Below are 23,601 nucleotides of genomic sequence, written 5' to 3'. Positions count from 1 at the left end.
GCGCGCGGCTTTCCGGCGTAGAATGACCCGGCCGCCTCGCCGCGGTGCACGCCTACAAGCTGGACAGGAGACTCGATTGAATCACCCCGCCCCCGGCCCGGCCCCGCCCTCCGTTCCCGCCCGCCCTCCTCGACGCGCTCGTCGCGACGCTCGGCGAACGCGTGTCGACCGCCGAGGCGGTGCGCACCCAGCACGGCCGCGACGAATCGCCGTTCGATCCGGTGCCGCCCGACGCCGTCGCGTTCGCCCGCAGCGCCGACGAGGTCCGCGAGGTGGTGCGGCTGTGCGCGCGGCACGGCGTGCCGGTGATTCCGTACGGCGCGGGCTCGTCGCTCGAAGGCCACCTGCTCGCGGTGCGCGGCGGCGTGTCGCTCGACGTGTCCGGCATGGACCGGGTGCTGTCGATCGACGCGGAGGACCTGACCGTCACCGTCGAGCCCGGCATTTCCCGCAAGACCCTCAACGACGCGCTGCGCGACACCGGCCTGTTCTTCCCGATCGATCCGGGCGCGGACGCGAGCATCGGCGGCATGACCGCGACCCGCGCGTCCGGCACCAACGCCGTGCGCTACGGCACCATGCGTGAAAACGTGCTCGGGCTCACCGCGGTGCTCGCCGACGGCCGCGTGGTGCGAACCGGCACGCGCGCGCGCAAGTCGTCGGCCGGCTACGACCTGACGCGCCTGTTCGTCGGCTCCGAGGGCACGCTCGGCGTGATCACCGAGATCACGCTGCGCCTGCACCCGCTGCCCGAAGCCGTATCGGCCGCGGTCTGCGCGTTCCCGTCGATGGGCGCGGCGGTGCGCACCGTGATCGAAACCATCCAGCTCGGCGTGCCGATCGCGCGCGTCGAATTCATCGATGCGCTCGCGGTCCGCTCGATCAATCGCCACGCGCACCTGTCGCTCGCCGAGGCGCCCACGCTGTTCTTCGAATTCCACGGCACCGAGGCCGGCGTCAAGGAGCAGGCCGAGACCGTGCAGACGCTCGCCGCCCAGCACGACGGCCGCGATTTCGCCTGGGCGACGCGCCCCGAGGAGCGCAGCCGGCTCTGGGCCGCGCGCCACAACGCGTTCTTCGCGATGCTGCAACTGAAGCCCGGCTGCCGCGCCGTGACCACCGACGTCTGCGTGCCGATCTCGCAGCTCGCCGCCTGCGTCGAGGAAACCGAACTCGACCTGCGCGCCTCGTCGCTGCCGTGCCCGATCGTCGGTCACGTCGGCGACGGCAATTTTCATGTCGCGATCCTGATCGATCCCGCGCGGCCCGAGGAACTGGCCGAGGCGGAGGCGCTCAACCAGCGGATCGTCGAGCGCGCGCTGCGGATGGGCGGCACCTGCACCGGCGAGCACGGCGTCGGGCTGCACAAGATGCGCTTCCTCGCGCTCGAGCACGGCGAGAACGCGCTCGACGCGATGCGCGCGATCAAGCTCGCGCTCGATCCGCACAACCTGATGAACCCCGGCAAGATCTTCACGACCGACGCATGACGGGCCGCGGCCCGCGCCGCGCCCACCCAGGAGGAGACATGAACGCCCCCGACGCATTGCCGGCCGACGCGCGCGCCCAGCGCCAGCGCGAAGTCGTGCAGGCCCTGATGGCGGTGCTGCCGACGCACTGTCTGCTGTACCGCGACGAGGACACCGCCGCCTATGAATGCGACGCACTGTCGGCCTACCGCCGCCTGCCGCTCGCGGTCGCGCTGCCCGAAACCGAATCGCAGGTGCAGCGGATCGTGCAGATCTGCCGGCGCATGGACGTGCCGATCGTGCCGCGCGGCGCGGGCACGAGCCTGTCGGGCGGCGCGCTGCCGATCGCGCTCGGCGTCGTGCTGTCGCTCGCGCGCTTCAAGCGGATCGTCGAGGTCGACCCGTACGCGCGCACGGCCACCGTGCAGCCCGGCGTGCGCAACCTGTCGATCTCCGAGGCCGCCGCACCCTACGGCCTCTACTACGCGCCCGATCCCTCGTCGCAGATCGCCTGCACGATCGGCGGCAATGTCGCGGAGAATTCGGGCGGCGTCCATTGCCTCAAGTACGGGCTGACCGTCCACAACGTGCTGCGCGTGCGCGCGGTGACGATCGACGGCGAGATCGTCGAGTTCGGCTCGCTCGCGCTCGACACGCCCGGCCTCGACCTGCTCGCCGTGACGATCGGCAGCGAAGGCATGTTCGCGATCATCACCGAGGTCACGGTGCGCCTGATCCCGAAGCCGCAGACCGCCCAGCTCGTGATGGCGAGCTTCGACGACGTCGTGAAGGGCGGCGAGGCGGTCGCCGCGATCATCGCGGCCGGCATCATCCCGGCCGGCCTCGAGATGATGGACAAGCCCGCGACGCAGGCGGTCGAGTCGTTCACGCACGCGGGCTACGACCTCGACGCGGCGGCGCTCCTGCTGTGCGAATCGGACGGCACGCCCGAGGAGGTCGCGGAGGAGGTCGTGCGCGTGACCGCGGTGCTGCGCGAGCACGGCGCGACGCGGATCCAGGTGTCGCGCACCGAGGCCGAGCGGCTGCGCTTCTGGTCCGGGCGCAAGAACGCGTTCCCGGCGGCGGGCCGGATCTCGCCCGACTACTACTGCATGGACGGCACCGTGCCGCGCCGCGCGATCGGGCCGCTGCTCGCGCGCATCGAGCAGCTGGAGGGGCGCTACGGGCTGCGGTGCATCAACGTGTTCCATGCGGGCGACGGCAACATGCACCCGCTGATCCTGTTCAACGCCAACGATCCCGACGAGCTGCACCGCGCCGAGCTGTTCGGCGCGGACATCCTGGAGACCTGCGTCGAATTCGGCGGCACGGTGACGGGCGAGCACGGCGTCGGCACGGAAAAGCTGAACTCGATGTGCGTGCAGTTCTCGCCGCAGGAGCGCGATGCGTTCTTCGCGGTCAAGCGGGCCTTCGATCCGCCCGGGCTCCTCAATCCCGACAAGGGCATCCCGACCCGCGCGCGCTGCGCCGAATACGGCCGCCTGCACGTACGCGGCGGCCTGCTGCCGCACCCCGACCTGCCGCGCTTCTGAGGCGCGCGGCCCGGACGCTGTTTACCTATGGAACGCGCCTGCGAAGGCACGGCACGGCACGGCGCGCCTCCGAGCGGCTTCCTGCGGGGCGCGGAGCACCCGGCTCGGCGCCCCGCCGGGCCGGACAAACGGCGCGCGCCGCCGCCATGCGGGCGATTTCGGGCATTTCCCCGGCATGAATGCGCGATTCGCGTCCCTGCCGTAAGCCAATCCTAGGGATAGCCGGGGATGTGCGGCGCCGCCGCGCCGGTACAATCGACCGGACAGAAAAACACAACGAGACAGAACGCATGGAAGAGGACGACATCGTCGCCGGTTGGGCCGAACGGATCCGCGAGGCCAGCGCGGACGGCCGCGCCCTGCGGATCCGCGGCGGCGGCACGAAGGACTGGTACGGCCAGGCGCTGGAAGGCGAGATCCTCGATACGCGCGCCTATCAGGGCATCGCCTCCTACGATCCGGCCGAGCTGGTCGTGACCGCGCGCGCCGGCACGCCGCTCGCGCAGGTCGAGGCGGCGCTCGCCGAGTGCGGCCAGATGCTGCCGTTCGAACCGCCCCACTTCGGACGCGACGCCACCTTCGGCGGCGCGCTCGCGGCCGGCCTCGCCGGCCCGCGCCGCGCGAGCGCCGGCGCGCCGCGCGACTTCGTGCTCGGCGCCACCCTGATGAACGGCCGCGGCGAAGTGCTGCGCTTCGGCGGGCAGGTGGTGAAGAATGTCGCCGGCTACGACGTGTCGCGCCTCCTGGCCGGCTCGCTCGGCACGCTCGGACTGATCCTGTCGCTGTCGGTGAAGGTGCTGCCGCGCCCCGTCGCCGAGATCACGCTGCGCTTCGACATGAGCGCGACCGACGCGGTGCGCAAGCTCAACGAATGGGCGGGCCGGCCCCTGCCCGTGAGCGCGAGCGCGTGGCGCAACGGCACGCTGGTGCTGCGCGTGTCGGGCGCCGAGGCCGCGATCAAGAGCGCGAAGATGGTGCTCGGCGGCGAGGTGGTCGACGCGGTCGAGGCCGAGCGCTTCTGGGCCGGCGTGCGCGAGCAGAACGATCCGTTCTTCTCCGCGATCCCGGCGGGCCATGCGCTGTGGCGCCTGTCGATGCCGTCGATCACCGAGCCGCTGCTGCTGCCCGGCAGCCAGATGATGGAATGGGGCGGCGCGCAGCGCTGGTGGATCACCGACGCCGACGCGCAAACCGTGCGCATGAGCGCGAAGCAGGCGGGCGGCCATGCGACGCTGTTCCGCGCCGATCACGGCTACGATCGCAGCGCGGGCGTGTTCACGCCGCTGTCCGCTCCGCAGATGAAAATCCACCGCGGCCTGAAGGCGGCCTTCGATCCCGCGCGCATCTTCAACCGCGGCCGGCTCTATCTCGATCTCTGAATGCGCGATGCAGACCAATCTCGCTGATTTCATCCGCGGCACCCCCGACGGCGACGAAGCCGACGCGATCCTGCGCAAGTGCGTGCACTGCGGCTTCTGCACGGCCACCTGTCCGACCTACCAGCTGCTCGGCGACGAGCTCGACGGCCCGCGCGGCCGGATCTACCTGATCAAGCAGATGGTCGAGGGCGCGCCCGTCACGCGCAGCACCCAGCAGCACCTCGACCGCTGCCTGACCTGCCGCAGCTGCGAGACCACCTGCCCGTCCGGCGTGCAGTACGGGCGGCTCGTCGAGATCGGCCGCCGCCACGTCGACGCGAAGGTGCCGCGCCCCGCGTCGCAGCGCCTGATGCGCCGCGCGCTCGCGAGCCTCGTGCCGAACGCCACGTTGTTCTCGCCCGTGATGCGGCTCGGCCAGCAGGTGCGCCCGCTGCTGCCGAAGCGGCTGCGCGACAAGGTGCCAGCCAAGACCCGGCCGCTCGCGTGGCCGACCGCGCAGCATCCGCGCAAGATGCTGATGCTGGCCGGCTGCGTGCAGCCGTCGATGCTGCCCAACGTCAACATCGCGACCGCGCGGGTGCTCGACGCGCTCGGCGTGCAGGCCGTGATCGCGCCCGAGGCCGGCTGTTGCGGCGCGATCCGGCTGCACCTGAACTATCACGCGGACGCGCTCGACGACGCGCGCCGCAACATCGACGCCTGGTGGCCGCACATCGAACAGGGCGCCGAGGCGATCGTGATGAACGCCACCGGCTGCGGCGCGACCGTGCTCGAATACGCGCACCTGCTGCGCGACGATCCCGCCTATGCCGACAAGGCGCGCCGCATCGTCGCGCTCACGCGCGACCTGTCGGATCTGCTCACGGGTTTCGAGCGCGAGCTGGCCGCGCTCGCGCGGCGGCGCGCGGTGCATACCGTCGCCTACCATCCGCCCTGCACGCTGCAGCATGGCCAGCAGTCGCGCGGCAAGGTCGAGCAGTTGCTGGAGACGCTCGGCATCGAGGTGCACCTGCCCGTCGACAGCCACCTGTGCTGCGGCTCGGCGGGCACCTACTCGCTGACCCAGCCGTCGCTGTCGTACCGGCTCCGCAAGCAGAAGCTCGCGCAGCTGCAGGCGCTCGAACCGCAGATGATCGTGTCGGGCAACGTCGGCTGCATCGCTCATCTGCAAAGCGGCGCGGCAGTGCCCGTCGCGCACTGGATCCAGCTCGTCGAGCATCTGCTGTACGGCTGAGCGCGCGACAGCCGCCGCGCGCGGTCCGTATAATCCAGACGATCCGCCGCCCGCGCGCGGCGCTTCCGTTTCCGCCTGCCATGCCCGATCTCGCCGCCCGCCTCGCCTCCGTCCATCAACGCATCGACGCCGCCGCGCGCGCGGCCGGCCGCGCGCCGGACACGGTCGCGCTGCTGGCCGTCTCCAAGACCTTCCCGGCCGACGACGTGCGCGCCGCCCATGCGGCAGGCCAGCGCGCGTTCGGCGAAAACTACGTGCAGGAATCGCTCGACAAGATCGACGCGCTCGCCGATCTGCGCGCGTCGCTCGAATGGCATTTCATCGGCCCGCTGCAATCGAACAAGACGCGCCCGGTCGCCGAGCGCTTCGACTGGGTGCATTCGGTCGACCGCCTGAAGATCGCGCAACGGCTCGCCGAGCAGCGCCCCGCCCACCTGCCGCCGCTCAACGTGTGCGTGCAGGTCAACATCAGCGGCGAGGCCTCGAAGAGCGGCGTCGCGCCGGGCCGGCTTGCCGAGGTCGCACACGCGGTCGCCGCGCTGCCCACGCTGCGGCTGCGCGGGCTGATGGCGATCCCCGAGCCCGCCGGCGGCGCCGACGCGCAGCGCGCGCCGCATCGCGCATTGCGCGCGCTGTTCGAGCAGCTGCGCGCGGACGGTCTCGCGCTCGACACGCTGTCGATGGGCATGTCGGCCGACCTCGAGGCCGCGGTCCACGAAGGCGCGACGATCGTGCGCATCGGCACCGCGATCTTCGGCGCGCGCGACTACGCGCACTGAGCCCCTCTTTTCCCGATCTCTTCCACTTCCGACCTTCATCATGAAAATCGCATTCATCGGCGGCGGCAACATGGCGGCCGCCTTGCTCGGCGGCCTCGTCAAGCGCGGCGTCGCGGCCCACGACCTGTACGCCGTCGACCCCAACGAAGCGGCGCGCGCGCGCCTCGCGGCCGAGCTGGGCGCACGCACCGGCGCCGCGATCGACGCGACGCTGGCGGGCTACGACGCGCTCGTGCTCGCGGTGAAGCCGCAGGTGCTGAAGGACGTCGCGCAGGCGCTCGCGCCGCATCTGTCCGGGCAGCTCGTGATCAGCATCGCGGCCGGCATCCGCGGCGCGGACCTGTCGCGTTGGCTCGGCGGCTATCCGCGCGTGGCGCGCGCCATGCCGAACACGCCGGCGCTCGTCGGCATGGGCGTGACCGGCCTCGCCGCGCTCGCGGGCGTCGACGCGGCCGGCCGCTCGCTGGCCGGGCAGGTGCTCGGCGCGGTGGGCGAGATCGTCTGGTTCGACGACGAGGCGCAGCTCGACGCGGTCACCGCGATCTCGGGCAGCGGGCCCGCCTATGTGTTCTATTTCATCGAAGCGCTGCAGGAAGCCGCGCGCCAGCTCGGGATGGACGAGGCGCAGGGCCGCGCGCTCGCGGTCGCGACCTTCACCGGCGCCGCGCAACTGGCGGCGCAGTCGGGCGAACCGGCCGGCGTGCTGCGCGAGCGCGTGACCTCGAAGGGCGGCACCACGGCCGCCGCGCTCGCGTCGTTCGACGCGCAGCACGTGCAGGAAGCGATCGTGCGCGGCGTACTCGCGGCGCGCACGCGCGCGCAGGAAATGGGCGACGAACTGGGCGCGGCGTGACGCGTGCGGCATGACGCCGGGCATAGCGACGCCCGGCGTGGAAACGCCCGACGTCACGATGCCCGATGCCCGATGCAAAAAAACACCCCGGGAGGCGCGCGGCCTGCCGGGGTGCGTGACCGGCGTCAGCGCCGGGCGCGGATCAGAACGACGCCGCCGCGTAGTAATGCGCGGCGATCCCCGCGAACAGCACGCCGCCCAGCCAGTTGTTGTGGCGGAACGCCGCGAAGCACGGCATGCGCTCGCGGTCCTTGATCAACGTGTAGTGGTAGATCGAGCAACCCACCGCGCCCGCCCAGCCGAGCCAGTACAGCGCCCCGAAGCCGAGCCGCACGCCGAGCCAGGCGTAGATCGCGAACATCGCGGCATAACACAGCATGATCGCCAGCACGTCATAGCGGCCGAACGTGATCGCCGAGGTGCGCATGCCGATCTTCAGGTCGTCGTCGCGATCGACCATCGCGTACGCGGTGTCGTACGCCACCGACCAGAATATGTTCGCGACCAGCATCACCCAGGCGAGCGGCGGCACTGTGTCCTGCACCGCGGCGAACGCCATCGGGATGCCGAAGCCGAACGCGATGCCGAGATACGCCTGCGGAATCGCGAAGAAACGCTTCATGAACGGATAGCTCGCGGCGACGAACACCGCGACCACCGACAGCGCCTTCGTGAGCCCGTTGAACGGCAGGATCAGCAGGAACGACACGAGCGCGAGGCCCACCGCGATCGCGAGCGCCTCCCAGCCGCGAATCCTGCCCGAGGTCAGCGGCCGGTCGGCCGTGCGCTTCACGTGGCGGTCGAAGTCGCGGTCCGCGTAGTCGTTGATCGCGCAGCCGGCCGAGCGCATCAGCAGCGTGCCGAGCGCGAAGATGAACACATACGCGGGCGGCGGATGGCCGTCCGACGCGATCCACAGGGCGTTGAGCGTGGGCCACAGCAGCAGCAGCGTGCCGATCGGCTTGTCCATCCGGACGAGCCGCCAGTAGAGAGGGAAACGGGCGAGCATGGAAACGGGCGAGAGTTCGCGCGGGAACGGATAACCCCGGCATTGTAGAACCGCGCGCCGCCGCCGGCAAAATCGGCGGCCGCTCAGCCCCCGAGATCGTCCGACCCGATTTTCCGCACGGCCGTGTCCTCGTGTCGCAACGGCCGGCCGCCGTGGGTGCGCGGCGTCATCGCGCCCACCTGCCGGCCGCTGCGCCGCTCGACCAGGGTCGAATGCGCTTCGCCGGGCCCGAACAGGTGCGCCTCGCCCCATTGCTGCATCGCGACGATCATCGGGAACAGCTCGCCGCCCTTCGCCGTCAGCACGTACTCCTGGTACGCCGAGCCGTCGGAGGCGGGCGCGACCGCGAGCACGCCCGCATCGACCAGCATCCGCAGCCGGTCGGTCAGCATGTTGCGCGCGATGCCGAGATTGCGCTGGAATTCGCCGAAGCGGCGTACCCCGTCGAACGCATCGCGCAGGATCAGCAGCGACCAGCGGTCGCCCACCACGTCCACGGTGCGCGCCACCGGACAGGTTTCGCCGCTCATGTCTCTACGTTGTGCCATACCGGTTTCGCTCGTCGAAGGGATGCGGTCGGGTCGCAGCCGGCCGGGACGGGCCGGACCACGCGCCCATATCGGTTGCATTTTAAAACTGTCGAAGCGCGACGCCAAGGCGCGCGCGTCGCGACCTGCAAAAACGCCTCCCGGAACGCGGGAGGCGTGGCGTGGGAATCCGCGCGTCACGCGAGCAGCGAGCGCAGCATCCAGGCGGTCTTCTCGTGAATCTGCAGACGCTGCGTGAGCAGGTCGGCGGTCGGCTCGTCGCTGGCGGCGTCGGCGGTCGGGAAGATCGCGCGCGCGGTGCGCACCACCGCCTCGTGGCCCTCGACCAGTTGGCGGATCATGTCTTCCGCGGCCGGCACGCCCTCCGCCTCGGGTATCGACGACAGCTTCGCGAACTCGCGATAGGTGCCCGGCGCGGCCACGCCCAGCGTGCGGATCCGTTCGGCCACCTGGTCGACCGCGAGCCACAGTTCGTTGTACTGCGTCTCGAACATCAGATGCAGCGAGTTGAACATCGGGCCCGTCACGTTCCAGTGGAAGTTGTGCGTCTTCATATAGAGCGTGTACGTGTCGGCGAGCAGATGCGACAAACCGTCCGCGATCTTCTTGCGATCCTTGTCGCTGATGCCGATGTTGATCTGCGTTGCGGTGCCTTTCTTGGCCATCTTCCGGACTCCTTGAGCAATCGGTTGAACCAGGGAACACGCCTCGGACGCGGCCGGCGGGCGCGCGTCGCGAGCCTGCGCAGTGTAGCGTGCGCGCGCCGCGCCGCCGGATGCGGCGGCGTGCGGCACGCTGCCGCGCTCAGCCGCCCGCCAGCAGCCGGGCCAGTTGCGCGAGCAGCACCACCGCGCCGCCGCCGACCACCGCGAAGCCGACCAGGCGACGCAGCGCGACGGCCGGCAGGGCTTGCGCGGCGAGCGCGCGGCGTTCGAGTATCAGTTCAGTCATGGTCGTTTCTCCGTCAGGCTGCGCGGCGGGGCCGCGCCGCGTCGCCATGCGGCCCCGCCGCGCGGCGCTTATTTCGCCAGCTTCGCGAGCGCGGCCTTCACGCCCGCCGCGTAGGCCGGGTCGGCCTTCGCGAAGTGTTCGAGCTGCCGCTCGATGATCTCGGCCGGCACGCCGTTGATGTGGCGGGCGATGTTGCCGAACAGGCGCTCGCGCTGCGCGGCGTCGAACAGGCGGAACAGCGCGCCCGGCTGGCTGTGGTAATCGCCGTCCTCGCGGTGGTCGTAGTGATCGACCGCGCCCGCGGCGAGCGCCGGCTCCAGTGCGTTGCGATCCTGCGCGAACTGCCCGAAGCGATTCGGCTCGTAGTTCACCGTGCCGCCGAGGTTGCCGTCGGTGCGCATCGCGCCGTCGCGGTGCGACGCGTGGAACGGGCAGCGCGGCGCGTTCACCGGGATCTGGTGATGGTTCACGCCGAGCCGGTAGCGCTGCGTGTCGCCGTACGAGAACAGGCGGCCCTGCAGCAGGCGGTCCGGCGAGAAGCCGATGCCCGGCACCACGTTGGCCGGCGTGAACGCGGCCTGCTCGACGTCCGCGAAATAGTTCGCCGCGTTGCGGTTCAGTTCGATCGTGCCGACGTCGATCAGCGGGTACGCCTTGTGCGGCCACACCTTGGTGATGTCGAACGGGTTGTACGCCAGCTTCGCCGCGTCGGCTTCGGGCATCACCTGGATCCGGAACGCCCACTTCGGGAAGCGGCCCGCGTCGATCGAATCGATCAGGTCGCGCTGCGCGCTCTCGCGGTCGCCCGCGACCACCTGGGCGGCCTCGGCGTCGGTGTAGTTCTCGATGCCGTTCAGCGACTTGAAATGGAACTTCACCCAGAAACGCTGGTTGTCCGCGTTGTAGAACGAGAACGTGTGCGAGCCGAAGCCGTGCATCTGCCGGTAGTTCTTCGGGATGCCGCGATCGCTCATCAGGATCGTGATCTGGTGCAGCGCTTCCGGATGGCGCGACCAGAAGTCCCACGCCGCCACGTTGCTGCGCAGGTTCGTGTACGGATCGCGCTTCTGCGTGTGGATGAAGTCCGGGAACTTGAGCGGATCGCGGATGAAGAACACCGGCGTGTTGTTGCCGACCACGTCCCAGTTGCCCTCTTCCGTGTAGAACTTGATCGAGAAGCCGCGCACGTCGCGCTCGGCGTCGGCCGCGCCGCGCTCGCCCGCGACGGTCGAGAAGCGCATGAACAGCGGCGTTTCCTTGCCGACCTGCGCGAACAGCTTCGCCTTCGTGTACTTCGAGATGTCGTGCTCGACGCGCAGCGTGCCGAACGCGCCCGAGCCCTTCGCGTGCACGCGCCGCTCCGGAATCACCTCGCGGTCGAAGTGGGCGAGCTTTTCGAGCAGCCATACGTCCTGCAGCGCAACCGGGCCGCGCGGGCCCGCCGTCAGCGAGTTCTGGTTGTCGGCAACGGGGGCGCCCGCGGCGCTCGTGAGGGTCTTGTTGTCGGTCATCCTGGTACTCCTTTCATGAGGCTCAATGGGCAAACGGTATCGGGGAGCGCGGCGGTGCGCGGGCTCAGTGGGCCAGCGCGCGATCCGCGAGGAAGGCGCAGGCGATCGGCTCCCAGCCCCGCATCGCGCGCTTCGCCTGGATGACGAGCGTCGAACGCGGCCAAGGGTTCCGCCGCGCGGCCCAGGTCATGATGTCGGTCATGGCACCCCTCCTCTCTGTCGTGGTCGGGCGGCCTTCGCTGCCGGTCGCCGTGGGTTGGAACATGTCAGGCATCTTATATAAAACTATCGATACACTCAAATCTATAAAATTTATCTATCAAATAGGCAAAATAAAACCGGGGCGGACCCCGGTCGCACGACGCGCTCAGTTGAGCGTCGCGGGCATGTCGAGTTTCGTCACGCCCGGCAGCCCGCACGCGACGATCGCATCGCTGATCGCGTCGATCGCCGGCATGCGCGTGAAGCTCTTGCGCCAGACCAGCACGACGCGCCGGTCCGGCGCGGGCTCGTCGAACGGCACGTAGGACAGCAGGTCGGCATCCTGCGCGCGGGTATGCGGGCGCACCTCGGCGACCGACATGCGCGGCAGCACGGTGATCCCGACGCCGCTCGCGACCATGTGGCGGATGGTTTCCAGCGACGAGCCCTCGAAGGTCTTCTGGATCCCGTCGGCCGTCTGCGAGAAGCGCATCAACTCGGGGCAGACGCCGAGCACGTGGTCGCGGAAGCAGTGCCCGTTGCCGAGCAGCAGCATGGTTTCCTGCTTCAGATCGGCTGCGTCGATGGTATGGCGCTTTTCCCACGGATGCCCGGACGGCAGCGCGACGACGAACGGCTCGTCGTACAGCGGCCGCACCATCAGGCCGGTCTCGGGGAACGGCAGCGCCATGATCGCCGCGTCGATCTCGCCCTGCTTGAGCAGTTCGAGCAGCTTCAGCGTGTAGTTCTCCTGCAGCATCAAGGGCATCTGCGGCACGCTGTGGATCATCTGCTTGACGAGCGTCGGCAGCAGATAGGGCCCGATCGTATAGATCACGCCGAGCCGGAACGGGCCGACGAGCGGGTCCTTGCCCTGCTTCGCGATCTCCTTGATCGCGAAGGTCTGCTCGAGCACGCGCTGCGCCTGGGTGACGATCTGGTCGCCGATCGGCGTGACGCTGACCTCGCTGGCGCCGCGCTCGAAGATCTGCACATTGAGCTCGTCCTCGAGCTTCTTGATCGCCACCGACAGTGTCGGCTGGCTGACAAAGCAGGCCTCGGCCGCGCGGCCGAAATGCCGCTCGCGCGCAACCGCGACGATGTACTTCAATTCAGTAAGCGTCATTGTGGGTCAATCAATAATAAACGAGCGATAGATTTAATTTATACACCGGTTGAGCCGATTCGCCAACCTTCCACGACGAAAAGCGCTGTTGCGGCGCGCATGCCGATCAGGCCTTCAGGTACTGTTCGCGCGCGCCGAGCCAACGCGCGAGGTGCTGGATGACGACCTCGGGATGAGCGGCGATCAGCCGCGCCGCCGCCTCGCGGGCCGGCTCGATCAGCCAGCCGTCCTGCTCCAGGTCGGCGAAACGCAGCATCGCCGCGCCCGACTGGCGCGCGCCGAGGAATTCGCCCGGGCCGCGGATTTCGAGGTCGCGCCGCGCGATCTCGAAGCCGTCGGTGGTCTCGCGCATCGTCTTCAGCCGCGCGCGGCCGGCGAGCGACAAGGGGCCGCTGTACATCAGCACGCACACCGACGCGGCGGTGCCGCGCCCGACCCGCCCGCGCAGCTGGTGCAGCTGCGCGAGGCCGAAGCGCTCGGCGTGCTCGATCACCATCAGCGAGGCGTTCGGCACGTCGACGCCGACCTCGATCACCGTGGTCGCGACCAGCAATTGCACCTCGTTGCGCGAGAACGCGTCCATCACCGCCGCCTTCTCGGCGGGCGGCAGCCGCCCGTGCACGAGGCCGACGCGCAGCTCGGGCAGCGCCGCGACGAGCGTCTCGAAGGTCTCGACCGCGGTTTGCAGCTGCAGGGTCTCGCTTTCCTCGATCAACGGGCACACCCAGTACACCTGGCGGCCCGCCAGCGCCGCCTCGCGCACCCGGCCGATCACCTCCTCGCGGCGCGCGTCGCCGACGAGCCGGGTCATGATCGGCGTGCGGCCGGGCGGCAGCTCGTCGATCGTCGAGACCTCGAGATCCGCGTAATAGGTCATCGCGAGCGTGCGCGGGATCGGCGTCGCCGACATCATCAGCTGGTGCGGCTGGAAGCCCTGCGCGCCGTCGGCCGCGCCGGCCGCCTTGGCCCGCAGCGCGAGGCGCTGCTCGACGCCGAAGCGATGCTGCTCATCGACGATCACGAGGCCGAGCCGCGCGAACGTCACGCTGTCCTGGATGATCGCGTGGGTGCCGATCACGAGCTGCGCCGTGCCGAGCGCGGCCGCCTCGATCGCCGCGCGCTTGTCGCGCGCCCTGAGGCTGCCCGCGAGCCACGCGACCGACACGCCGAGCGGTTCGAGCCACGCGCGCAGCTTGCGCGCGTGCTGTTCCGCGAGGATCTCGGTCGGCGCCATCAGCGCGGCCTGGTAGCCCGCGTCGATCGCCTGCGCCGCCGCGAGCGCCGCGACCACGGTCTTGCCGCTGCCGACGTCGCCCTGCAGCAGCCGCTGCATCGGATGCGGCTCGGTCAGGTCCCGCCCGATCTCCGCGACCACGCGCTCCTGCGCGTTCGTCAGCGAGAACGGCAGCGCCGCGTACAGGCGCGCGCTCAGCGACGCCGCGTCGTCGCGCGCGCGCGTCGGCATCGCCGGCGCCGCGCGCGTGCGGCGCTCCTCGTGCGCGCGCTTGAGCGACAGCTGCTGCGCGAGCAGCTCGTCGAACTTGATCCGCACCCAGGCCGGGTGGGTGCCGTCGATGAGCGCGGTCTCGTCGGCGTCCACGCCCGGGTGGTGCAGCATCCGCACCGCGTCCGCGAGCGGCGGCACCGCGAGCGGCTTCAGGTACGCGTCGGCGACCGCGGCGGGCAGCAGCTCGGGCAGCGGCGTGTGGTCGAGCGCGTTGTCGATCGCCTTGCGCAGATACGCCTGCGACACCCCCGCCGTGCTCGGATAGACGGGCGTGAGCGCCTGCGGCAGCGGCGCGTCCTCGTCGACGACGCGCACCGCCGGATGCACGATCTCGAGCCCGAAGAAGCCGCCGCGCACGTCGCCGCGCACGCGCAGCCGCTGGCCGACCGCCATCTGCTTGACCTGGGAGCCGTAGAAATTCAGGAAGCGCAGCGCCAGTTCCGCGCCCGCGTCGTCGCGCAGCTTCACGACCAGTTGGCGACGCGGCCGGTAGGTGATCTCGTTGTCGACCACGACGCCTTCCGCCTGGGCGATCTCGCCCGGCAGCAGCTCGCCGATCGGCGTGAGCGTGGTCTCGTCCTCGTAGCGCATCGGCAGGTGCAGCACGAGGTCGATCGAGCGCGTGAGCCCGAGCTTGGCGAGCTTGTCGGCGGTGCGCACCGGCTTGGCGGGGGCCGCCTTCTTCGCCTTCTTCGCGGGAACGGCTGCGGCGGCGGGCTCCAGGCGGCCGTCGGCGGTGCGCCGGCGGCGCGGCGCGGGTGCGGGCGCGGCGGGCGGATCCGTCGCCGCGGACCCGGCCAGGTCGGCGGGTCCGTCGGCCTCGGCGGGCGCGACGGCATCGGCGGCATCGACAGCGGTGGCGGAACGGCGGGCGGATACGGGCATCGGGCAGATCGCTTGCAAGTACAATAGCGGCTTTCCCGTCGTCCGAACGAGCGACGCCGGCAAACCGCGCAACCCCGCCATCATAGCGGCTCGCGCGGCGCCCGCCCCATGCGCGGCGCGCCCGGCCGCCTCGAACCAGTCCGTATGTTCACGCTTTCCGATTTCGATTTCGATCTGCCGCCCGAGCTGATCGCCCAGACCGCGCTGCCCGAGCGCAGCGCCAGCCGCCTGCTGGAGGTGGCGCCCCCGCGCCTCGTCGACCGCCGTTTCACCGAGCTGCCGTCGTGCCTCGCGCCGGGCGACCTGCTCGTGTTCAACGACACCAAGGTGCTGAAAGCGCGCTTCTTCGGCCACAAGGCGAGCGGCGGCCGGATCGAGGTGCTGGTCGAGCGCATCACCGGCGCGCGCACGGCGCTCGCGCAGATCCGCGCGAGCAAGAGCCCGGCCGCCGGCACCACGCTGCGGCTCGCCGACGCGTTCGACGTGACGGTCGGCGAGCGGGTCGAGCCGTTCTTCACGCTGCACTTCCCCGAGGACTGCCTGACCCTGATCGAGCGCCACGGCCGGCTGCCGCTGCCGCCCTACATCGAGCACGACCCGGACGCGACCGACGAGACGCGCTACCAGACGGTGTTCGCGAGCCAGCCGGGCGCGGTCGCCGCGCCCACCGCCGGCCTGCACTTCGACGCCGCGCTGCTCGAACGGCTCGACGCGCTGGGCGTCGAGCACGCGACGCTGACGCTGCACGTCGGCGCGGGCACGTTCCAGCCGGTGCGCGTCGACAACATCGCCGAGCACAAGATGCACAGCGAGTGGTACGAGCTGGGCCAGCCGCTCGTCGACCGCCTCGCCGCCACGCGCGCGCGCGGCGGCAAGGTGATCGCGGTCGGCACCACCTCGATGCGCGCGCTCGAATCGGCCGCGCGCGACGCCGAGGCGGCCGGCCGGCCGCTCGCGCCGGTGCGCGCCGAGACCGACATCTTCATCACGCCCGGCTACCGGTTCCGCGTGGTCGACCGGCTCGTGACGAATTTCCACCTGCCGAAGTCGACGCTGATGATGCTGGTGTCCGCGTTCGCGGGCGTCGAGACGATCCGCGCGGCGTATCGCCACGCGATCGCCGAGCGCTACCGCTTCTTCAGCTACGGCGACGCGATGCTGCTCACGCGCGCGGAGCCGGCCTGATATCCGGGGCCGGACGGCGCGTGTCGCGCGTCGCCCGATCCATCCCGCTTTCCCCGCCGCCGGTCCGCCGGCGGCGTTCCTCAAACTGCGCCGGACGTGTCGATCCGGAGTGGGCGCTTCAGCGCATACTCCGGTCCCATGCAAAGCATCTTCCGGTGGCAAGGAGTTCCAGCGATGACCGAAGGTTCATCCCACGATACGTCCGCGGACATCCGTCCGCACAACGGCCTCAAGTTCGAACTGCTGACGACCGACGGCCACGCGCGCCGCGGCCGCGTCACGCTCAATCACGGCGTGGTCGAGACGCCGATCTTCATGCCGGTCGGCACCTACGGCACGGTGAAGGCGACCCAGCCGCGCGAACTGGAAGAGATGCATGCGCAGATCATCCTCGGCAACACGTTCCACCTGTGGCTGCGTCCGGGCCTCGAAACCATCGAGGCGCACGGCGGCCTGCATCGCTTCATGGGCTGGAACCGGCCGATCCTGACCGATTCGGGCGGCTTCCAGGTGTTCTCGCTCGGCGACCTGCGCAAGATCACCGAGGACGGCGTGACTTTCGCGTCGCCGATCAACGGCGACCGGCTGTTCCTGTCGCCGGAAGTGTCGATGCAGATCCAGAAGGTGCTGAACTCGGACGTCGTGATGCAGTTCGACGAGTGCACGCCCTACGCGACCGACGGCGTGCCGACCACGCACCAGGAAGCGGCCGATTCGATGCGGATGTCGCTGCGCTGGGCCAAGCGCTCGCTCGACGAGTTCGAGCGCCTCGGCAATCCGAACGCGCTGTTCGGCATCGTGCAGGGCGGGATGTTCGAGGACCTGCGCGACGAATCGCTGGCGGGGCTGTCCGAGCTGGGCTTCCACGGCCTCGCGATCGGCGGGCTCTCGGTCGGCGAGCCGAAGGAGGACATGATGCGCGTGCTGCAGCACGTCGCGCCGAAGCTGCCCGCCGACAAGCCGCACTACCTGATGGGCGTGGGTACGCCGGAGGATCTGGTCGCGGGCGTCGCGGCCGGGGTCGACATGTTCGACTGCGTGATGCCGACCCGCAACGCGCGCAACGGCTGGCTGTTCACGCGCTTCGGCGACGTGAAGATCCGCAACGCGACGCACAAGAATTCGCTGAAGCCGCTCGACGCGACCTGCGGCTGCTACACGTGCCGCAACTTCTCGCGCGGCTACCTGCATCACCTGCACCGGGTCGGCGAGATCCTCGGCGCGCAGCTGAACACGATCCACAACCTGCACTACTACCTCGAACTGATGCGCGAGATGCGCGAGGCGATCGAGACGCACACGTTCGACGCGTTCCGCCGGCGCTTCGCGGAGGATCGGGCGAGAGGGGTCGACTGACGGGGCCCGGACGCCTCGCGCGGGAGACGGAGGGGCATGCCCCTTCCGTGTTTCGAGACTGTTCCGTTCCTGTTGCTCGGGATGCGCGGCCGTCAAGCCGGGCCGGGCCGCATCGACCGCCCGAAGCGACGGCGCGGGAATTCCACTTCAACGGCCTCGATCACCCGCCGCGCGGGCGGCCCGCGACGCTTCGCCCCGTTCCCCCTGAATCGACCTTGACCCCGGACCGTAGCCGCCCCGCCCGCGGCATCCGGCATCGCCTCATCCGAGGCGCCGCGCCCCTCGCGCATGCCGTCCCGCCCGCCATCCCATTGAAATTTCAGACTTGTACTATTTTTGATGGGAAACCTTCCACCGCCGACCCGGCCGAATATTACAATATGCTTTCTACGCAAGCACTTACTGCGGCGTTCGAGGCATTAACAGCTTGATCCGCAAGCCCATTTGCGGGTTCGTCGCGGTAGGGGCCGGTGGTAGAATAATCGGCTTATTTTTCAGATCTTCCCTAACGGAGAGACCAACGTGTCCTTGTCGTTCATTTCCAACGCCTACGCGCAAGGCGCCGCAGGCGGCGCCGAATCGAGCCTGATGAGCTTCCTGCCGCTCATCCTGATGTTCGCGGTGCTCTACTTCATCATGATCCGCCCGCAGATGAAGCGTCAGAAGGAGCATCGCAACATGCTCTCCGCGATGGCCAAGGGCGATGAAGTCGTGACGAGCGGCGGCCTGGTCGGCAAGGTGACGAAGGTCACCGACGCATATATCGGCGTCGAGATCGCCGAAGGCACCGAGATCACGGTGCAGAAGGCCGCGGTCACGACCATCCTGCCGAAGGGCACGATCAAGGCGCTGTAAGCCCTTCCCGAGCGTCCGGCCCTCGCGCCGCCCCACCGGGCGCCGCGGCGCCGGACGCGATGCTTTCCAGCCAACATCCCGTCCGGGTCCCTCATGAATCGTTACCCACTCTGGAAATTTGTCGTGATGGTCGTGGCGCTCGCCATCGGCCTTCTGTACACATTGCCCAATTTCTACGGCGAAGCGCCGGCGGTGCAGGTGTCGAGCGGCAAGGCCACGATCAAGCTCGACGCGGGCACGCTCGCCCAGGTTGAAGCGGCGCTTCAGGCCAACCAGGTCACCCCCGACGACATCACGTTCGACACGAGCTCGAGCAACGCGAACATCCGCGTGCGGCTCAAGGACACCGATACCCAGCTGCGCGTGAAGGATCTGCTGCAAAAGACGCTCAATGCCGATCCCAGCGATCCGCAATACGTCGTCGCGCTGAACCTGCAAAGCGCGTCGCCGCGCTGGCTGACCGCCCTGCACGCGCTGCCGATGTATCTCGGCCTCGACCTGCGCGGCGGCGTCCACTTCCTGCTCCAGGTCGACATGACCGGCGCGCTCACCAAGAAGCTCGACTCCGACGCCTCCGACGCCCGCACGCTGCTGCGCGACAAGGGCCTGCGCGACGGCGGCGTGAACCGCGTCGATCAGTCGGTGGTCGCGAACTTCGCCGACCAGGACACGGCCGAGGACGCGCGCAAGCTGCTCGCCTCGTCGGTCAGCGAACTGCAATGGGCGACCCGCTCGGGCAACGGCAGCTACCAGGTGGTCGGCACCTTCGCGCCGGCGGTGCAGAAGGCGGTCGAAGACGCCGCGCTCAAGCAGAACCTGACCACGCTGCACAACCGCGTGAACGAACTCGGCGTGTCCGAGCCGATCCTGCAGCAGCAAGGCGCCGACCGCATCGTGGTCGAGCTGCCGGGCGTGCAGGACACCGCGAAGGCGAAGGACATCATCGGCCGTACCGCGACCCTCGAGGCGCGCCTCGCCGATCCGTTCAACACCTATCCGAAGAGCGCGACCGATCCGGTCCCGCCGGGCGACGAGCTGTTCATGCAGAACGGCCAGACGCCCGTGCTGCTGCGCAAGCAGGTGATCTTCACCGGCGACCGCATCATCGACGCGTCGGCCGGCTTCGACGATCACCAGCGCCCCGCCGTCAATATCCGCCTCGACGCGGCGGGCGGCCGCTCGGTGCGCTCGACCTCGCGCGACAACATCGGCAAGCCGATGGCGATGGTGCTGTTCGAGAAGGGCAAGGGCGAGGTGCTGACGGTCGCGACGATCCAGTCCGAACTCGGCGACCGCTTCCAGATCACCGGCCAGCCGACCCCGCAGGCCGCGGCCGACCTCGCGCTGCTGCTGCGCGCCGGTTCGCTCGCCGCGCCGATGGAGATCATCGAGGAACGCACGATCGGCCCGAGCCTCGGCGCCGACAACATCAAGATGGGCGTCCATTCGGTGATCTGGGGCTTCGTCGCGATCGCCGTGTTCATGGCCGCCTACTACATGCTGTTCGGCATCGTGTCGGTGATCGGCCTGTCGGTGAACCTGCTGCTGCTGATCGCGGTGCTGTCGATGATGCAGGCCACGCTCACGCTGCCCGGCATCGCCGCCATCGCGCTCGCGCTCGGCATGGCGATCGACTCGAACGTGCTGATCAACGAGCGGATCCGCGAGGAGCTGCGCGCCGGCGCATCGCCGCAGATCGCGATCCAGCAGGGCTACGCGCACGCGTGGGCGACCATTCTCGACTCGAACGTCACGACGCTGATCGCCGGCCTCGCGCTGCTCGCGTTCGGTTCGGGCCCGGTCCGCGCGTTCGCGATCGTGCACTGCCTCGGCATCCTGACCTCGATGTTCTCCGCGGTGTTCTTCTCGCGCGGCCTCGTGAACCTCTGGTACGGCGGCCGCAAGAAGCTCAAGTCGCTCGCGATCGGCCAGGTGTGGAAGCCGGCCGACGCGGCGGGCGCCGCCCCCTATCTCGGCCAGGACGCGAACAGCGACGCCGCCGAGGCGGTGAACGCGCTCGCCGACGCCGCCCGCAAGAGCGCGCCGCGCGCCGGCAAGCCGGTCGCCCGGCGCCGCACCGAGGCCGGCCTGCCGCCGAAGAAACCGGGTTCGCCCCAATAAGCGCCGGAGACGCACATGGAATTTTTCCGCATCCGTAAAGACATTCCGTTCATGCGGCACGCGTTGGTCTTCAACGTGGTTTCGCTCGTGACGTTCCTGGCCGCCGTGTTCTTCCTGTTCCATCGCGGCCTGCACCTGTCCGTGGAGTTCACGGGCGGCACCGTGATCGAAGTGCAGTACCAGCAGACCGCGCAGCTCGAACCGGTGCGCGCGACGCTCGGCTCGCTCGGCTACCCGGACGCGCAGGTGCAGAACTTCGGCACCTCGCGCAACGTACTGATCCGCCTGCCGCTCAAGCAGGGGCTCACGTCCGCGCAGCAGAGCGATCAGGTGATGGCGGGCCTGAAGGCGCAGAACGCCGACGTGCAGCTGCAGCGCGTCGAGTTCGTCGGCCCGCAGGTCGGCAAGGAGCTGGCGACCGACGGCATGCTCGCGCTGCTCTGCGTCGTGATCGGCATCGTGATCTACCTGTCGTTCCGCTTCGAATGGAAGTACGCGGTCGCCGGCATCATCGCGAACCTGCACGACGTGGTGATCATTCTCGGCTTCTTCGCGTTCTTCCAGTGGGAGTTCTCGCTGTCGGTGCTGGCCGCGATCCTCGCGGTGCTCGGCTACTCGGTCAACGAGTCGGTCGTCATCTTCGACCGGATCCGCGAGACCTTCCGCCGCGAGCGCAAGATGACGGTCCCGGAAGTGATCAACCACGCGATCACGAGCACGATGTCGCGCACCATCATCACGCACACCTCGACGGAAATGATGGTGCTGTCGATGTTCTTCTTCGGCGGCCCGACGCTGCACTACTTCGCGCTCGCGCTGACGGTCGGCATCATGTTCGGCATCTACTCGTCGGTGTTCGTCGCGGGCTCGCTCGCGATGTGGCTCGGCATCCGCCGCGAGGATCTCGTGAAGGACAGGAAGTCCGCGCACGATCCGAACGATCCGAACGCGGGCGCGCAGGTTTAAGCGCCGCCCCCACCCGGGTCCCCGAAGGCCGGTTCGATGCGAACCGGCCTTTTTCTTTGACCCGCCCCGCGCTCAACGCATGCCGAAGCGCCTGCGCAGCACCGCGAGCGCCGCGATGCTGATGACCGCCGCGAACATCAGGTAGAAGCTCGGCGCGGTCGGCAGGCCCGTCGCGCCGATCAGCCAGGCGATGATGAACGGCCCGAAGCCGCCGAACAGCGTGACCGCGAGGTTGTACGCGAGCGACATCCCGGTGGTGCGCGTCTCGACCGGGAACAGTTCGGACAGCAGCCCCGGCAGCGCGGAGAAATAGCCGGTCATCAGCACCGCGAACCCCGCCTGCACCGCGATCAGCGTGGCGAACGACGGCCGCGCGACGAGCCACGCGAACGCCGGATAGATCAGCACGAGGAGCGCGCACGCGGGCGCGAGCATCACGGTCACGGCGCCGTGGCGATCCGACCAGTGGCCGACGAGCGGCGCGAGCACGGTCTGGATCACGCCGACGACGAGAATCGCCGCGAACGCGGCGGACGGCGCGAGCTTCAGCTCCTTGACGCCGTAGGTCGGCATGAACAGCACGAGGTAGGTCGCCACGGTGCCGAGCACGATCACGCCGACCGCCGTCGCGAGCCGCGCCTTGTGCGACGCCAGCGTATCGCGCAGCGGCCGCGCGCTGCCGGCCGCCGCGAGGAATTCCGGCGTCTCGTCGACCCGCCTGCGCAGGTAGTACGCGACCGGCCCGAGCAGCAGCCCGAAGCAGAACGGCACCCGCCAGCCCCACGCCATCATCTGCGCGCCCGACAGCCCGGCGTTGAGGAAGGTGCCGAACAGCGCGGCCAGGAGCGTCGTCAGGCCCTGGCTCGCGATCTGCCAGCTGGCGAAGAAGCCGCGCCGCCCCGGCACGTGTTCGGCGAGGAACGCGGTCGCGCTGCCGAACTCGCCGCCGGCGGAGAAGCCTTGCAAGAGCCGCGCGCACACCAGGATCAGGGGCGCGGCGATGCCGATCGTCGCGTAGGTCGGCAGCACCGCGATGATCAGGGTGCCCGCCATCATCAGCTGGATCGACAGCGTGAGCGCCGCCTTGCGGCCCACGCGGTCCGCGTAGGCGCCGAGCACGATCGCGCCGAGCGGGCGCATCACGAACGACGCGCCGAAGGTGCCGAGCGTCAGCAGCAGCGATACGGTGTCGTCGCCCGTCGGGAAGAACAGCTTCGCGATCGTGACGGCGAAGAAACCGTACACGACGAGATCGAACCATTCGAGCGCATTGCCGATCGACGCGGCCACGACGGCGCGCCACACGCGCGGCGAAACGGCAACGACGGATGGGACAGCGACGGGCGTAACGCGCATGCGGGTCTCCTGGATCGTGTATGGGTGTGTCGTTGGGTGTGTCGTGGCGGATCGCGCCGCGCAAAAATTATAAGGGCGCCCCACGCCGGCCGAGCGGCAATATTCCGCGCCCCAAAAGCAAACCGCCGCGTCCGGATCCGGACGCGGCGGCGCTGGGCGGGCGCGATGCGGCTTACTGCTTGACCGCCTCGGCCGTGATCAGCAGCTTCGTCTTCATCTTGAAGCCGTACTGCTTGCCGTAATCGAGACCGAAGTCGTCGCGGTTGAATTCGCCTTCCGCGTCGACGCCGCACACTTCACGCTTGAGCATCGGATGCGGCATGCACTTGAACGACTCGATGTCGAGCGTGAGCGGCTTGGTCACGCCGTGCAGCGTCAGGTTGCCGACCACCTTCGACGGCTTGTCGCCCTCGAACTTGATCGTGCCTTTGTAGACCGCGTCCGGGTACTTCGCGGCATCGAAGAAGTCCGCGGTCTGCAGATGCTCGTCGAGCTTGGCGCTGCCGGTATGGATCGAGGCGATCTTGGTCGTCACCTCGACGGTGCCCGTCTTCGCCGCGCGATCGAGCGTCACGGTGCCGCTCGAGGTGTCGAACTTGCCGCGCCACACCGACAGGCCGCCGAAGTGATCGGCCTCGAAGCTCGGATACGTATGGCTCGGATCGAACTGGTAGGTGGCCGATTCAGCGAACGCCGAGCACGACAGCGCAGCGGCGAGCGCACCGGCCGCGATCATCAGATGTTTCTTCAACTCTCT

At 69.5% G+C, this 23,601-nt stretch carries 21 protein-coding genes; 11 read left to right on the top strand and 10 right to left on the bottom strand.

Annotated elements, in window-relative coordinates:
* The first annotated feature begins 80 nt into the window (after nt 1-80).
* The 6 genes from Bsp3421_RS33205 (at nt 81) to proC (ending at nt 7,267) form a co-directional block, all read left to right on the top strand.
* Nucleotides 81-1,490, top strand: a complete 1,410-nt coding sequence (locus tag Bsp3421_RS33205; protein WP_274004439.1) for an FAD-binding oxidoreductase — start codon at nt 81-83, stop codon at nt 1,488-1,490.
* Between the two features lie 38 nt (nt 1,491-1,528).
* Nucleotides 1,529-3,022 (top strand): FAD-linked oxidase C-terminal domain-containing protein, encoded by a 1,494-nt coding sequence (locus Bsp3421_RS33200; RefSeq protein WP_274001265.1) that lies wholly within the window; start codon nt 1,529-1,531, stop codon nt 3,020-3,022.
* Between the two features lie 290 nt (nt 3,023-3,312).
* Complete coding sequence (gene glcE / locus Bsp3421_RS33195) at nt 3,313-4,401, top strand: glycolate oxidase subunit GlcE (protein WP_274001263.1); 1,089 nt, start codon at nt 3,313-3,315, stop codon at nt 4,399-4,401.
* Between the two features lie 7 nt (nt 4,402-4,408).
* Nucleotides 4,409-5,635, top strand: coding sequence for a glycolate oxidase subunit GlcF (gene glcF / locus Bsp3421_RS33190; protein ID WP_274001260.1), 1,227 nt, complete (start codon nt 4,409-4,411; stop codon nt 5,633-5,635).
* Between the two features lie 80 nt (nt 5,636-5,715).
* The gene (locus Bsp3421_RS33185; RefSeq protein ID WP_274001257.1) at nt 5,716-6,414 is read left to right on the top strand and encodes a YggS family pyridoxal phosphate-dependent enzyme; all 699 of its coding nucleotides are present in this window, start codon (nt 5,716-5,718) and stop codon (nt 6,412-6,414) included.
* 40 nt (nt 6,415-6,454) lie between these two features.
* Complete coding sequence (gene proC / locus Bsp3421_RS33180; RefSeq protein WP_274001255.1) at nt 6,455-7,267, top strand: pyrroline-5-carboxylate reductase; 813 nt, start codon at nt 6,455-6,457, stop codon at nt 7,265-7,267.
* Between the two features lie 142 nt (nt 7,268-7,409).
* Here proC and ubiA read toward each other — a convergent pair whose 3' ends face one another.
* The 8 genes from ubiA to recG all read right to left on the bottom strand — a co-directional run bounded on the left by ubiA (nt 7,410) and on the right by recG (nt 15,005).
* A complete protein-coding gene (ubiA, locus tag Bsp3421_RS33175) occupies nt 7,410-8,276 on the bottom strand; it encodes a 4-hydroxybenzoate octaprenyltransferase (RefSeq protein WP_274001254.1) in 867 nt (288 codons plus the stop codon).
* An 83-nt stretch (nt 8,277-8,359) separates the two neighbouring features.
* The gene (locus Bsp3421_RS33170) at nt 8,360-8,824 is read right to left on the bottom strand and encodes a winged helix-turn-helix transcriptional regulator (protein WP_274001253.1); all 465 of its coding nucleotides are present in this window, start codon (nt 8,822-8,824) and stop codon (nt 8,360-8,362) included.
* A gap of 176 nt (nt 8,825-9,000) precedes the next feature.
* Nucleotides 9,001-9,489, bottom strand: coding sequence for a non-specific DNA-binding protein DpsA (dpsA, locus tag Bsp3421_RS33165; RefSeq protein ID WP_274001250.1), 489 nt, complete (start codon nt 9,487-9,489; stop codon nt 9,001-9,003).
* 139 nt (nt 9,490-9,628) lie between these two features.
* On the bottom strand, nt 9,629-9,775 hold the full coding sequence (locus tag Bsp3421_RS33160; RefSeq protein WP_274001249.1) for a hypothetical protein: 147 nt from the start codon (nt 9,773-9,775) through the stop codon (nt 9,629-9,631).
* A 68-nt stretch (nt 9,776-9,843) separates the two neighbouring features.
* Entirely contained in the window at nt 9,844-11,286 is a 1,443-nt protein-coding gene (locus Bsp3421_RS33155; protein ID WP_274001247.1) for a catalase, read from the bottom strand.
* Nucleotides 11,287-11,350: 64 nt separating this feature from the next.
* Nucleotides 11,351-11,488, bottom strand: a complete 138-nt coding sequence (locus tag Bsp3421_RS33150) for a hypothetical protein (protein ID WP_274001245.1) — start codon at nt 11,486-11,488, stop codon at nt 11,351-11,353.
* Between the two features lie 165 nt (nt 11,489-11,653).
* Nucleotides 11,654-12,613, bottom strand: coding sequence for a hydrogen peroxide-inducible genes activator (locus Bsp3421_RS33145; RefSeq protein WP_274001244.1), 960 nt, complete (start codon nt 12,611-12,613; stop codon nt 11,654-11,656).
* Nucleotides 12,614-12,719: 106 nt separating this feature from the next.
* Nucleotides 12,720-15,005, bottom strand: coding sequence for an ATP-dependent DNA helicase RecG (gene recG / locus Bsp3421_RS33140; protein WP_274001243.1), 2,286 nt, complete (start codon nt 15,003-15,005; stop codon nt 12,720-12,722).
* 144 nt (nt 15,006-15,149) lie between these two features.
* Between recG and queA the strand changes: the two genes are divergently transcribed.
* The 5 genes from queA to secF all read left to right on the top strand — a co-directional run bounded on the left by queA (nt 15,150) and on the right by secF (nt 21,488).
* Nucleotides 15,150-16,190: a tRNA preQ1(34) S-adenosylmethionine ribosyltransferase-isomerase QueA gene (gene queA / locus Bsp3421_RS33135; protein ID WP_274001242.1), complete on the top strand. Its 1,041-nt coding sequence runs from the start codon at nt 15,150-15,152 to the stop codon at nt 16,188-16,190.
* A gap of 174 nt (nt 16,191-16,364) precedes the next feature.
* Entirely contained in the window at nt 16,365-17,546 is a 1,182-nt protein-coding gene (gene tgt / locus Bsp3421_RS33130) for a tRNA guanosine(34) transglycosylase Tgt (RefSeq protein ID WP_274001241.1), read from the top strand.
* A 528-nt stretch (nt 17,547-18,074) separates the two neighbouring features.
* On the top strand, nt 18,075-18,401 hold the full coding sequence (gene yajC / locus Bsp3421_RS33125) for a preprotein translocase subunit YajC (protein WP_274004438.1): 327 nt from the start codon (nt 18,075-18,077) through the stop codon (nt 18,399-18,401).
* Between the two features lie 93 nt (nt 18,402-18,494).
* Nucleotides 18,495-20,522: a protein translocase subunit SecD gene (gene secD, locus Bsp3421_RS33120; protein ID WP_274001240.1), complete on the top strand. Its 2,028-nt coding sequence runs from the start codon at nt 18,495-18,497 to the stop codon at nt 20,520-20,522.
* Nucleotides 20,523-20,537: 15 nt separating this feature from the next.
* Complete coding sequence (secF, locus tag Bsp3421_RS33115) at nt 20,538-21,488, top strand: protein translocase subunit SecF (protein WP_274001237.1); 951 nt, start codon at nt 20,538-20,540, stop codon at nt 21,486-21,488.
* Nucleotides 21,489-21,560: 72 nt separating this feature from the next.
* Here the strand turns inward: secF and Bsp3421_RS33110 are convergent, their stop codons facing one another.
* Nucleotides 21,561-22,844, bottom strand: a complete 1,284-nt coding sequence (locus Bsp3421_RS33110; RefSeq protein ID WP_274001235.1) for an MFS transporter — start codon at nt 22,842-22,844, stop codon at nt 21,561-21,563.
* A 172-nt stretch (nt 22,845-23,016) separates the two neighbouring features.
* Entirely contained in the window at nt 23,017-23,595 is a 579-nt protein-coding gene (locus Bsp3421_RS33105; protein WP_252986390.1) for a YceI family protein, read from the bottom strand.
* Between the last annotated feature and the right edge of the window lie 6 nt (nt 23,596-23,601).

The organism is Burkholderia sp. FERM BP-3421, assembly GCF_028657905.1.
Classification (GTDB): Bacteria; Pseudomonadota; Gammaproteobacteria; order Burkholderiales; family Burkholderiaceae; genus Burkholderia.
The sequence above is the reverse complement of the archived record's forward strand: the minus strand, read 5'-3'. Positions and strand labels throughout refer to the sequence as shown.

Excerpts from the sequence above, each read along its gene's own strand:
- Bsp3421_RS33170 (WP_274001253.1), bottom strand. The coding sequence starts at position 8,824 with ATGGCACAACGTAGAGACATGAGCGGCGAAACCTGTCCGGTGGCGCGC.
- queA (WP_274001242.1), top strand. The coding sequence starts at position 15,150 with ATGTTCACGCTTTCCGATTTCGATTTCGATCTGCCGCCCGAGCTGATC.
- Bsp3421_RS33110 (WP_274001235.1), bottom strand. The coding sequence starts at position 22,844 with ATGCGCGTTACGCCCGTCGCTGTCCCATCCGTCGTTGCCGTTTCGCCG.
- Bsp3421_RS33200 (WP_274001265.1), top strand. The coding sequence starts at position 1,529 with ATGAACGCCCCCGACGCATTGCCGGCCGACGCGCGCGCCCAGCGCCAG.
- secF (WP_274001237.1), top strand. The coding sequence starts at position 20,538 with ATGGAATTTTTCCGCATCCGTAAAGACATTCCGTTCATGCGGCACGCG.
- tgt (WP_274001241.1), top strand. The coding sequence starts at position 16,365 with ATGACCGAAGGTTCATCCCACGATACGTCCGCGGACATCCGTCCGCAC.
- secD (WP_274001240.1), top strand. The coding sequence starts at position 18,495 with ATGAATCGTTACCCACTCTGGAAATTTGTCGTGATGGTCGTGGCGCTC.
- proC (WP_274001255.1), top strand. The coding sequence starts at position 6,455 with ATGAAAATCGCATTCATCGGCGGCGGCAACATGGCGGCCGCCTTGCTC.
- Bsp3421_RS33150 (WP_274001245.1), bottom strand. The coding sequence starts at position 11,488 with ATGACCGACATCATGACCTGGGCCGCGCGGCGGAACCCTTGGCCGCGT.
- Bsp3421_RS33155 (WP_274001247.1), bottom strand. The coding sequence starts at position 11,286 with ATGACCGACAACAAGACCCTCACGAGCGCCGCGGGCGCCCCCGTTGCC.
- glcF (WP_274001260.1), top strand. The coding sequence starts at position 4,409 with ATGCAGACCAATCTCGCTGATTTCATCCGCGGCACCCCCGACGGCGAC.
- glcE (WP_274001263.1), top strand. The coding sequence starts at position 3,313 with ATGGAAGAGGACGACATCGTCGCCGGTTGGGCCGAACGGATCCGCGAG.
- recG (WP_274001243.1), bottom strand. The coding sequence starts at position 15,005 with ATGCCCGTATCCGCCCGCCGTTCCGCCACCGCTGTCGATGCCGCCGAT.
- Bsp3421_RS33145 (WP_274001244.1), bottom strand. The coding sequence starts at position 12,613 with ATGACGCTTACTGAATTGAAGTACATCGTCGCGGTTGCGCGCGAGCGG.
- ubiA (WP_274001254.1), bottom strand. The coding sequence starts at position 8,276 with ATGCTCGCCCGTTTCCCTCTCTACTGGCGGCTCGTCCGGATGGACAAG.
- Bsp3421_RS33185 (WP_274001257.1), top strand. The coding sequence starts at position 5,716 with ATGCCCGATCTCGCCGCCCGCCTCGCCTCCGTCCATCAACGCATCGAC.
- Bsp3421_RS33160 (WP_274001249.1), bottom strand. The coding sequence starts at position 9,775 with ATGACTGAACTGATACTCGAACGCCGCGCGCTCGCCGCGCAAGCCCTG.
- dpsA (WP_274001250.1), bottom strand. The coding sequence starts at position 9,489 with ATGGCCAAGAAAGGCACCGCAACGCAGATCAACATCGGCATCAGCGAC.